Origin of the sequence: Kitasatospora sp. NPDC001309 (assembly GCF_042896295.1) — a bacterium.
Lineage (GTDB): Bacteria > Actinomycetota > Actinomycetes > Streptomycetales > Streptomycetaceae > Kitasatospora.
This window is the reverse complement of record NZ_JBIAXC010000071.1, coordinates 26,051-37,302: the sequence shown is the minus strand read 5'-3', so window position 1 is coordinate 37,302 and position 11,252 is coordinate 26,051. Positions and strand designations below refer to the sequence as shown.

The window sequence follows — 11,252 nt, the reverse complement described above, 5'->3', positions numbered from 1 at the left end:
GCTGGGGCCGTCGTCGAAGGTGAGGTAGACGACCTTGGCGCCGCCCTTGCTCCCGGCCGGACCGGCGAGCCCTGCGGGACCGGCGACCCCCGCCGCCTCACCGCCCGGCCTCACCGCCCGACGGCACCGTCCAGCTGCTCCCGGATGATGTCCGCGTGCCCGGCGTGCCGCCCGGTCTCCTCGATCATGTGCACCAGCACCCAGCGCAGCGACGGCCCTTCGACCGCGTCGGGGCGCAGCGAGCGCACGCCCGGCCGGTCGAGGTCGGGGGCGGCCGCGACCACCGCGTTCGCCCGGTCGATCGCGTCCCGGTAGGCGGCGACCGCCGAGGCCGTGGAGAGTTCCGCCGGCGGGGCCTTCGACGTCAGGGCCGGCTCGTCCCCGAGGCCGCCGTACGCGTACTCGAACCAGTTGTACTCGACCACGGTCAAGTGCCGCACCAGCCACAGCAGGCTGGTGCCGGAGGCGACCCCGGGCCGCCGGGCGTCCTCGTCGGAGAGGTCCTCCACCTTGCCGATCACGGCCTCGCGCAGGTAGTCGAGGAAGGACAGCAGGGTGGTCCGCTCATCGGCGTTCAGGCCGGGCGGACGGACGTCGGGGCGCGGGCTGGGCGCGGTGTTCTCGGTCACCGCGCCACCCTAGCCACCCGAACCGACACCCCGACGGCCAACCGGCCCGACCGCCAACCGGCCCGACCGCCAACCAACCCGACGCCCAGCCAGCCCGACGCCCCGACGACCAACCGCCCCGTCACCACCCCTGCGCGTGCACCCAGTCCGCGAGGTGCCGGGCGCAGCCGTCGACCGACTCCTGCCAGCTGCGGGCCGCACCGTCCCCGGCCTCGTCACTGACGTACTTGACCAGCCGCACCGGCACCCCGGCCCGGTGGGCGACGGCGGCGACGGCGTAGCCCTCCATGTCGACCAGGTCGGCGTGCTCGGCGAGCCGCTCCTTGGCGTCCGGGGAGTCGACGAACAGGTCACCGGTGGCCAGCACCGGTCCGTCGCCCTTGCCGACCACCAGCGGGGCGCCGTAGCTGCGGCCGGTGAGGTGCTGGAGGGCGGCGGTGTTCAGGTCGTGCTGGATCACCTGGACGACGTGGTGCATGCCCTCCCAGCCGGGGCGCAGCGCGCCGGCCGTGCCGAGGTTGATCACCTCGGAGGGGAGTTCGCCCCGCGCCAGCACGGTGGCCAGGGCCGCGGTGGCGTTGACCTTCCCTATCCCGGTGAGCAGCACGGGCAGCCGGTCGTCGAGGTGGGCGGCCTCCTCGCGGACCGCGACGACGAGCAGCGGGCGGTCGGGCGAGATCGTTCCAAGCAGTCGCATGGGGCCCATGGTACGGAGCACGGGGGTGCCGGGCCCGGCGGCCGCGCGGCACGGAACCGCGGGGGCCCCGGCGGGCGTCGCAGCGGGCGCCAACCTCTCCGTGGGGCCGGTGCGATCGGCGACAACCGGTGACAATCGGCACAAGCCGTACGGAGGCGTGCGGAAACCGTGCACGACATGCTCAAGATCGGCGCAAGTCAGGTGTGGCCGGAGGGAGTCACGGCCATACTGCTGCCATCGGTCGGGCCCGGGGAGACGGGCCGGCCCCAGGGGAGGATGAGGCGGGTGGCGACACCAGTAGGCAACGGCGCACCGGGCGCCGCGTTCCCGGCACGACCGGGCACGCCGCCGGCCGCACCGGGGACGGCGGCGTTCGGCGCACCAGCGGCGACCCCGGGCGCACCAGGTGCACCGGGTACCCCGGCATCCCCGGCAGCCCGGGGAGCGGCGTTCCCCGGTCCGGCCACGCCGGGACCGGGCGCCGCACCGCCCGCGAAGCGGCCCCGGGCCACCGCGCCGGAGCGCGGGGTGCGCGCCCGGCTGGCCCAGGCCACCCGCACGCCCCCGGGCCGGCTGCGGATGGCCGGGGTGGTGCTCGCGGTGCTGACCGTGGCCTTCGGCGGGCTCACCGCCTGGCAGTTGGAGACCAGGGCGCAGGCCGCCGACCGGGTGGTCTCGTACAGTCAGCCGCTCAGCCGGGACGCCGCCGAGATCCACCGCTCGCTGGCCGACGCCGCCACCACCGCGGCCTCCGGCTTCCTGCTGGCCGGCGCCGAGCCGAAGGACGTCCGGGCCCGCTACGAGCAGGACCTCGCCCAGGCCGCCAAGCTGATCTCCCAGGCCGCCGCCCGGACCACCTCGACCTCCCCGGCCCAGGACTCACTCGCCCGGCTGAACCAGCAACTCCCGGTGTACGCCGGTCTGGTGGAATCCGCGCGGGCCGACAACCGGCAGGGCATCCCGCTCGGCGGCGCCTACCTGCGGTACGCCTCCGAGCAGATGCAGACCGTCCTGCTGCCGGCCGCCGCCGAGCTGAACACCATCGAGAACCACGAGCTGGTGACCGACTACGCCGCGGCCCGGTCCACGCCCTGGGGCGCGTACGGCCTGGCGGTGCTCACCCTGGCCGCGCTGGGCTGGGTGCAGCTGACCCTGTTCCGCCGCACCAACCGGGTGTTCAACGTCGGCCTGCTGGGCGCCACCGCCGCCGTCCTGGCCGGCACGCTCTGGCTCGCCGTGGCCGGGCTGACCACCGGCTCGGCGTTGAAGAAGAGCGACCTCGAAGGGGCCTTCCCGCTGCAGGCCCTCAACTCGGCCCGGGTGGACGTGCTGACGGCGCGCCTGGCGGAGAACCTGAACCTGGTCGCGCGCGGCTCCACCGCCACCTACGCCACCCAGTACGACGACGTCACCAAGCGCCTCGCCGGGACGGCCGGCAAGGGCACCCCGATGCGCGACCGGGCCGGCACGCTCTCCAACGCGCTGATCCTCGCCCCCGCCGCCGCGGACCAGCCGCTGGCCACCGCCGCCCAGCAGTACGACGAGTGGCAGGACCGGTACCGCAAGGCGCGCACCGCCGAGGTCGACAACGCCGACTACCAGGGCGCCCTGAACGCGACGGTGTCCGCCACCGACACCACCACCACCGCCGACGCCGCCTTCAACGCCACCGACCGGGCACTGGCCCAGGCCGCCGACGCCGAGCAGGCCCGCTTCACGGCCTACGCCGACGGCACCGCCGGGGACCTCCGGCTGGCGGCCGGCGCCGCCGCCGTGCTCGGCCTGGCGGCCGCGGTCGCCGCGCTGCGCGGCCTGGGCCGACGACTCGCCGAGTACCGGTAGAGGGGGAACGGACACTCATGCGCACACGGACACTCACACACGGCACGACCGTACCGACCAGGAGCGCCGCCGCACTGGCCGTGCTGGCCGCCTGCGCGGCCGTGCTCGGCGGGGGCGGCCCCTCCGGCGCCGCACCGGCCGGGGCCGCCGCCGCGACCACCGCGACCGCGCCGCAGGCCGTCCAGCAGAGCCAGGACCAGTCCGACTCCTGCGACATCTACGCCAGCGTGCCGCCGAGTTCGGTGGACGGCCCGGCGGTGAAGGCCATCAAGGGCAAGCGCAGCCTGGTGATCGGCGTCGACCAGAACAGCTACCGCTGGGGCGCCCGCAACCCGAACACCGGCCAGATCGAGGGCTTCGACATCGACCTGGCCCGGGCGATCGGCACCGCCATCATGGGCGACCCGGACAAGGTCGTGCTCAAGCCGGTGGCCACCGCCGACCGGGTCGACGCGGTGCAGAAGGGCCGGGTCGACCTGATCGTCCGCACGATGACCGTCAACTGCAAGCGGATGGAGCAGGTCGCCTTCTCCAAGCCGTACTTCAGCATCTCCCAGCGGGTGCTGGTGCCGAAGACCTCCCCGGCGAAGAACCTGGACGAGGCGATCGGCGGCAAGAACGTCTGCGTCGCCAAGGGCTCGACGGCCGCCGACGTGATGGACCCGGCCAAGGGCGCCAAGAAGGACGCCCGGGCCCAGCTGACGGTGGTGGAGAACCAGTTGGACTGCCTGGTCCTGATGCAGCTCGGCAAGGTCGACGCCACCATGACCGACGACGGCCTGGCGGCCGGTCAGGCCGCGCAGGACCAGACCGTGCGGATCGTGGACGGCGACGTGCAGCCCGAGGTGATCGGCGTCGCCATGCTCAAGACCAGCCCGGACCTCACCGCGCGGGTCAACCAGGTGCTGGCCGACTACCACGCGAGCGGCGACTGGGGGCGCAGCTACGACCGCTGGTTGAAGCCGTACATGCTCAACGACGCGGAGCGCTACTGGCCGGTCCCGCACTGAGCACCGCACCGGCCGCGGTGCCGGGCGCCGCATCGCGCACGGAGCACCGCTGACGCGGGGCGTTGACGCCGTCTTGACGCCCCGCGCCCGCACCGCCCGAGCGGCCACCGGCTAGGGTTCGGGACGATCACCACGGGGAGACCGGTGGTGGACACGGGGGTTGTCGTGGGATCGCACGTCGCACAGGGCGGGATCGCACGCGAGGAAGGAAGGACACCGCGGTGGCGGCATCGGCTGGCCCGGTACTGAGCCGGGAGGAGGTGGACCGCGCGCTCGCGCGCCTCGGCGCGGAGCGGGACGCGGTCGAGTCGGCGCTGCTCGCCCTCCAGGACCACCCGGGCCTGCGGCTACTGGACGGCGCCGAGCTGTCCGGCCGCACCCTGGAGCGCTGGTCCGTCGCCGGCAAGGGGCTGCCGCTGCTCTGGGCGCTGTTCGACCGCTACTCCGAGGCGCTCGCCTCGGCCCGCGCCGTCCGGGCCCGCAAGGCCAAGCCCGGCGGGCCCGAACTCGCCGAGCTGACCGAGCTGCTGACGGGCGACGCGGTGACCGTCCCGGGCGGCGCCGTGCCGGACGGGCCGCAACTGCTGGGCGCGCCCGCCAAGCTGGTCGAGCGGATCAGCCTGGACGCGCTGATGGCCCGGATGAACTCCTGGTACGCCACCGTGCTGGAGGTGGTCAGCGCGGCCGACGCGGTCTGGTCGGCGCTGCCGGCCCGGATCGACCTGCTGCTGGCCGAACTGCACCGGGTGCACACGCTGGCCGCCTCGCTCGGCGTGCGCCCCGGCAGCCACCCGCTGGGCGACGACCTGACCGGGCTGGAGCGGGACCTCACCGAGCTGCGCACCGAGGTCCGCGAGGACCCGCTGGCCCTGTGGCGCCCGGCCCGGGTGCCCGCCCAGCGCGGCACCGTCCCGGACGGCGAGGCCTTCGCCTCTCCCGCCGGGGTGGTGGACACCGAGCGCTTCGACCGGGCCGGGCGGGCCCTGGACGGCGTCCGGCTGGAGCTGGAGAACCTGCTGCGGCTGCGCGACGACGCCGAGGAGCGCCTCCAGGGCGTCGGCGACCTGCTCCAGCGGGCCGACGCCACCCTGGCCGAGGCCCGCCGGGCCCGCGGCGAGGTGCTGGCGAAGATAGCCTCCAGCGACGTGCCCGCGGTGCCCGGCCCGGCCTCGGCGCTGCGCGAACGGATCGTCACCGCCCTGGACCTGCGCCAGGCCGGGCAGTGGGGCCGGCTGGCGCCGCTGCTGGACGCGCTGGAGGACGCCGCCGCCAAGGAGCTGGCCCGGGCCCGGCACTCGCTCACCGAGGTGACCCAGCCGCTGGCCGTCCGGGCCGAGCTGCGCGGCCGGCTGGACGCCTACAAGGCGATGGCGGCCCGGATGCGGGTCGCCGAGGACCCGGAAGTGATCGAACGGTACGAGAAGGCGCGCTGGCTGCTCTGGAGCGCGCCGTGCGACCTGCGGGCGGCGGCCGCCGCGGTGGCCCGCTTCCAGCAGTCGCTGCGCCCGGCCCAGGCCGAGGCCTCCGACGGCGCACAGGCGCCCGGGCAGCAGGCACACGGGCAGCACGGGCAGCAGGCGCACGGGCAGCACGCCCACGGGCACCAGTCCCACGGGCAGCAGGCACACGGGTCGGCCGGCCAGACGCCGGTCGACGGACAGGTACAGGGGGGCTGAGGTTGATGGGCGAGACGTGCGTGCGGCCGGAGTGCTCCGGCAACGGCACCATCGATGCGGACGGCTACTGCGACGAGTGCGGGCTGACCCCGGTGGGGACCACCACGGTCCCCCCGGCCGCCGCCGGCGCCGCCCCGCCGACCGCCACCGGGCCGACCACCGGGCCGACCACCGGGTCCGCCGCCGGGCCGGGCTCGCCGTGCCCGCGGGACTGCTCGGGCACCATCGACGCGGACGGCTACTGCGACGAGTGCGGGCTGACCCCGCCCGGCGGCGACACCGGCGTCACCCAGCCCTACGTGCCGTCCGCCCGGGTCACCCCGGACTCCGCCCCCGGCGGCTCGATGCGCTCGCTGTCGGCCCGCACCGGCTCCGGCCGGTCGATGTCCGGCCGCTCCCGCTCGCACCGCTCGACCCGCACCGGCAGCAGCCGCTCGGTCTCGGTGCGCTCCACCCGCGGCAGCGTCAGCGCCGGCACCCGCAACCGGCTGGGCGCCGGCCTGGTCACCGTGCCGACCGTGGAGACGGCCGACCCGGCGCAGGCGGTGCTGGAGAACCCCGAGGTGCCGGAGCGCAAGCGGTACTGCTCCAAGTGCGAGACCCCGGTGGGCCGGGAGAAGAACGGCCGGCCGGGCCGCCCGGACGGCTTCTGCACCAAGTGCGGCACGCCGTACTCCTTCACCCCCAAGCTGCGCCGCGGCGACCTGGTCGGCGGCCAGTACGAGGTGCTCGGCTGCCTGGCGCACGGCGGGCTCGGCTGGATCTACCTGGCGGTGGACCGGCGGGTCAACGACAAGTGGGTGGTGCTCAAGGGCCTGCTGGACACCGGGGACGAGGACGCGCTGGCCGCGGCCGTCGCCGAGCGGCGCTTCCTGGCCGAGGTGGACCACCCGAACATCGTCCGGATCATCAACTTCGCCGAGCACCCGGACCTGCGCACCGGCTCCACCGACGGCTACATCGTGATGGAGTTCGTCGGCGGCAAGTCGCTCAAGGACATCGCCAACGACCGCCGCACCCCGGACGGCCGGCGCGAGCCGCTGCCGGTCGAGCAGGCGATCGCGTACGCGCTGGAGGCGCTGCCGGCCCTGGGCTACCTGCACGGCCGGGGCCTGGTCTACTGCGACTTCAAGATCGACAACGTGATCCAGAGCGGCGACACGCTCAAGATCATCGACATGGGCGCGGTCCGCCGCTTCGACGACGACGGCGCGATCTACGGCACCATCGGCTACCAGGCCCCGGAGATCGCCACCGACGGCCCCTCCCCCGCCTCCGACCTCTACACCGTGGCCCGCACCCTCGCGGTGCTCACCTTCGACTTCCAGGGCTACAGCACCACCTACCGCGACTCGCTGCCCGGCCCCGAGGACGTCGAGGTCTTCGCCAGGTACGAGTCCTACTACCGCTTCCTGGTCCGCGCCACCGACCCGGACCCGGCCCGCCGGTTCTCCTCCGCCGAGGAGATGGCCGACCAGCTCACCGGCGTACTGCGGGAGATCCTGGCCCTCCAGGACGACCGGCCCCGGCCCGCGCCGTCCACCCTCTTCGGGCCCGAACTGCGCGTCGTGGACACCGAGTTGGTACTGCCCACCACCCAGCCCGGACAGCTCCGGGTGGCCGGGCTCGACCCGGCCGCCGCCGCCCTCGCGCTGCCCGTCCCCCGGGTCGACCCGGGCGACCCCAACGCCGGCTTCCTCGCCACCCTGCTCGCCACCGACCCCGAGGAGGCGCTCGCCGCCCTCGCCGGCGCCCCCGCCGTCTCGGTCGAGAGCCGGCTGCGCGAACTGCGCGCCCTGCTCGAACTCGGCCGCCACGGCACGGCCGTGCAGGAGCTCGCGAAGCTGGAGCAGGACCACCCGGACGACTGGCGGGTGGTCTGGTACCGCGGCCTGGTCGCCCTGGTCGGCGCCGCCGCGGACCTCGCCGAGGACCCCGCCGGCACCGCCGCCGAGCCCCGCCTGCGGGCGGCCGCCGAGGCCTTCGACGCGGTCTACGACGCCTTCCCGGGCGAGGCCGCCCCCAAGCTCGCCCTCGGCATCTGCGCCGAACTGCTCGGCGACGGCGGCGACGCGGCCGAGTTCTACCGGCTCGTCTGGACCACCGACCAGTCCTACCTCAGCGCCGCCTTCGGCCTGGCCCGGGTCCGCCTCGCCGAGGACGACCGGCCCGGCGCGGTGCGGGCGCTGGAGTCCGTCCCGGCCACCTCCAGCCAGTACACCGCCGCCCGGATCGCCGCCGTCCGCGCCCGGCTGCGCGAACGGGCCGCCACCGACCCGCTCGCCGTCGACCTCGCGGCCGGCTCCGACCAGCTGACCGCGCTGCGCCTGGACGACCGCCGCCGCGAGGAGCTCTCGGTCGAGGTGCTCGGCGCGGCCCTCGGCTGGGTCGGCGCCGGCTCGGCCGGCGCCCCGCAGGGCACCGGCCCGGTCGTCCTCGGACGTCCCGCCGTGGAGCGGGAACTGCGCTTCGCCCTGGAACAGTCCTACCGGGTACTCGCCCGGTTGGCCGACCGGGCCGAGACCAGGATCGAGATGGTGGAACGGGCCAACCGGGCCCGCCCCAGGACGTGGGTGTAGCCGATGCCGCAGCAGACCGAGTGCCCGAGCTGTTCCGAGCCGATGGACCTTGACGACGCCTACTGCGGGCGTTGCGGGGCCGGCCGGGACGGCCGGGCGGCCCCGGGCGCGATGCCCGCCAGCTGGGCCGCCGCCCGCGGTGAGGCCGTCCCGCCGCAACGCGGGCCGGTCTGCGTCAACTGCGGGCAGGCACAGGTCACCGAGGACGGTTACTGCGAGGGCTGCGGGAGCGCCCAGCCGCGCCCGCGCGACCACATGGAGAAGGCGCTCGCGGGCGTCGCCGGGGTCAGCGACCGCGGCGTGCGCCACCACCGCAACGAGGACTCCTTCACCGTCGCCGCCACCTCGCTGCCCGGCGGGGAGCCGGTCGTGGTCGCCGTGGTGTGCGACGGCGTCTCCTCCTCCGACCGCCCGGACGAGGCCTCGGAGACCGCCGTCGACGCCGCCTCCGAGTCCCTGCTGACCTCCCTGGAGGCCGGCCGCGACCCGGAGGGGGCGATGCGCACGGCGATCGCGGACGCCGCCAAGGCCGTCGCCGACCTCGCCACCGACGGCGCCGGCCCGACCAGGCCCGACGTCAACGCGCCCGCCTGCACCTACGTCAGCGCCATAGCCGCGGGCGGCCGGGTGACCATCGGCTGGGTGGGCGACACCCGGGCGTACTGGATCCCGGACGACCGGGCCGGCGCCGAACCCTTCCGGCTCACCCAGGACGACTCCTGGGCCGCCCGGATGGTCGAGGCCGGGCTGATGGGCGAGGCCGAGGCCTACGCCGACCCGCGCGCCCACGCGATCACCGGCTGGCTCGGCGCCGACGCCGAGGAGGTCGTGCCGCACACCCTCGAATTCACCCCGCACGTCCCCGGAGTGCTGCTGATCTGCACCGACGGGCTGTGGAACTACGCCGAGGCGGCCACCGACCTGGCCTACTACGTCCGCCCGGACGCCCGCACCGAACCGCTGCTGGCGGCCCAGACCCTGGTCAAGTTCGCGGTCGCGGCCGGCGGGCACGACAACATCACGGTCGCCGTGCTGCCGATCGAACCGTCCGCCGCCGCGCTGGCGGAGATCGTGGAGACGCCGACCGCGCTGGACCTCAAGATCGTCAGGCCGGCGGCCGCCGCCGGGAACGACGACTACGAGGACTACGAGCCGACCCTGCCGGACCTCCCGGTGATCGGCTCCGCCGCCGCCCCGCTGCCCCCGGCCCCGGCCGTCCCGCCGGCGCCGCCCGTGCCCCCCGTCGCCCCGCCCGTCCCGCCGCAGCCGCCGCACCCGCCGACGGCCTGACCGGTTCCGCGCGACCGGACCGACGGCCCCCGTCCGCCGGCCCGCCCCACCGACCTGATCGCATCCACCCCTCACCCGACGGGAGCCACCGCCCCATGGCAACACTGGCGAAGCCGAACCTGCCCAGGTTCGACGTGGAGATCTTCCAGAACGAGTACCTGGCCGACGGCGCCCGCGAGGTCAACGCCATCGTCACCGTCACCTCCACCGGCGGCGGCACCTCCGGCGGCCGCCCGCTCGGGCTCGCCGACGCCGGCCCGCAGGGCGGCGACGCCAACGCGGCCGTGGTGGTCCTGGTCGACTGCTCGGGCTCGATGGACTACCCCAAGACCAAGATCAACGGCGCCCGCGAGGCCACCGCCGCCGCCATCGACGCCCTGCGCGACGGCACCGCCTTCGCCGTCGTCGCCGGCACCCACGAGGCCCGCGACATCTACCCCGGCGACGGCACCCTGGCCACCGCCTCGGCGGCCACCCGGGAGCAGGCCAAGGAGTCGCTGCGCCGCCTCACCGCGGCCGGCGGCACCGCCATGGGCACCTGGCTGGCCAAGGCCGACAAGCTCTTCCTCACCCGCCGCGACATCGCCATCCGGCACGCCATCCTGCTCACCGACGGCAACAACGAGCACGAGTCCGCCGAGGACCTCGCCCGCACGATCGAGCGGGTCACCGGCCACTTCACCGCCGACTGCCGCGGCGTCGGCACCGACTGGCGGATCGACGAACTGCGCAAGATCTCCTCCGCGCTGCTCGGCACCACCGACATCGTCGCCGAGCCCTCCGGCCTCGCCGAGGACTTCCGCTCGATGATGACCGGCGCGATGGGCAAGCAGGTCGCCGACGTCGCGCTGCGGATCTGGACCCCGGCCAACGCCACCGTCAAGTTCGTCAAGCAGGTCGCCCCCGCCGTCGAGGACCTCAGCGACCGCCGCGCCGAGGCCGGCCCCCGGGCGGGCGACTACCCCACCGGCTCCTGGGGCGACGAGAGCCGCGACTACCACGTCTGCGTCGAGGTCCCGGCCGCCTCGGTCGGCAACGAGATGCTCGCCGCCCGGATCAGCCTGGTGCTGCCCCCGCAGGTCGGCGGCGGCACCCCCGAGGTGCTCAGCCAGGGCCTGGTGAAGGCCGTCTGGACGGACGACCTCGCCTCCTCCACCCGGATCAGCCCCCAGGTCGCCCACTACACCGGGCAGGCCGAGCTGGCCTCCTCCATCCAGGAGGGCCTGGAGGCCCACCGCTCGGGCGACGTCGACACCGCCACCGCCAAGCTCGGCGCCGCCGTCCGGATCGCCCACGCGACCGGCAACGAGGGCACCTTCAAGCTGCTGCAGAAGGTGGTGGACGTGGTGGACCCGAAGGAGGGTACGGTTCGGTTCCGTAAGGACGTGAGCGAGGCCGACTCGATGACCCTTGAGACCCGGTCGACCAAGACGGTACGTGTGAAGAAGTGACCGCGAAGTGACCGCTGTAGACGTGATCGGGCCGGCCGCCCGGCGCGACGCCGCACCGCACCGGCCCGAAACGAGGGG

The 11,252-nt window shown here is 75.2% G+C and carries 8 protein-coding genes; 6 read left to right on the top strand and 2 right to left on the bottom strand.

Going from position 1 to position 11,252, the window contains the following annotated elements; genetic code table 11:
• Positions 1–110 precede the first annotated feature (110 nt).
• Both ACFY2K_RS40800 and ACFY2K_RS40795 read right to left on the bottom strand, forming a co-directional pair.
• Positions 111–629 carry a DinB family protein gene (locus tag ACFY2K_RS40800; RefSeq protein WP_387717776.1) on the bottom strand — a complete coding sequence of 173 codons (519 nt, stop codon included), beginning with the start codon at positions 627–629 and terminating at the stop codon, positions 111–113.
• A 121-nt stretch (positions 630–750) separates the two neighbouring features.
• Positions 751–1,326 carry a nucleosidase gene (locus ACFY2K_RS40795; RefSeq protein WP_380523283.1) on the bottom strand — a complete coding sequence of 192 codons (576 nt, stop codon included), beginning with the start codon at positions 1,324–1,326 and terminating at the stop codon, positions 751–753.
• A 528-nt stretch (positions 1,327–1,854) separates the two neighbouring features.
• Between ACFY2K_RS40795 and ACFY2K_RS40790 the strand changes: the two genes are divergently transcribed.
• The 6 genes from ACFY2K_RS40790 to ACFY2K_RS40765 all read left to right on the top strand — a co-directional run bounded on the left by ACFY2K_RS40790 (position 1,855) and on the right by ACFY2K_RS40765 (position 11,174).
• A complete protein-coding gene (locus tag ACFY2K_RS40790) occupies positions 1,855–3,168 on the top strand; it encodes a hypothetical protein (protein ID WP_380643816.1) in 1,314 nt (437 codons plus the stop codon).
• A 17-nt stretch (positions 3,169–3,185) separates the two neighbouring features.
• Positions 3,186–4,178 (top strand): glutamate ABC transporter substrate-binding protein, encoded by a 993-nt coding sequence (locus tag ACFY2K_RS40785; RefSeq protein ID WP_387717772.1) that lies wholly within the window; start codon positions 3,186–3,188, stop codon positions 4,176–4,178.
• 221 nt (positions 4,179–4,399) lie between these two features.
• Positions 4,400–5,854, top strand: coding sequence for a hypothetical protein (locus tag ACFY2K_RS40780; RefSeq protein ID WP_387717769.1), 1,455 nt, complete (start codon positions 4,400–4,402; stop codon positions 5,852–5,854).
• A gap of 5 nt (positions 5,855–5,859) precedes the next feature.
• The gene (locus ACFY2K_RS40775) at positions 5,860–8,433 is read left to right on the top strand and encodes a tetratricopeptide repeat protein (RefSeq protein ID WP_380523287.1); all 2,574 of its coding nucleotides are present in this window, start codon (positions 5,860–5,862) and stop codon (positions 8,431–8,433) included.
• A 3-nt stretch (positions 8,434–8,436) separates the two neighbouring features.
• On the top strand, positions 8,437–9,723 hold the full coding sequence (locus ACFY2K_RS40770) for a protein phosphatase 2C domain-containing protein (RefSeq protein WP_380590343.1): 1,287 nt from the start codon (positions 8,437–8,439) through the stop codon (positions 9,721–9,723).
• Between the two features lie 95 nt (positions 9,724–9,818).
• Positions 9,819–11,174 carry a VWA domain-containing protein gene (locus ACFY2K_RS40765; RefSeq protein WP_380523289.1) on the top strand — a complete coding sequence of 452 codons (1,356 nt, stop codon included), beginning with the start codon at positions 9,819–9,821 and terminating at the stop codon, positions 11,172–11,174.
• The last annotated feature ends 78 nt before the right edge of the window (positions 11,175–11,252 follow it).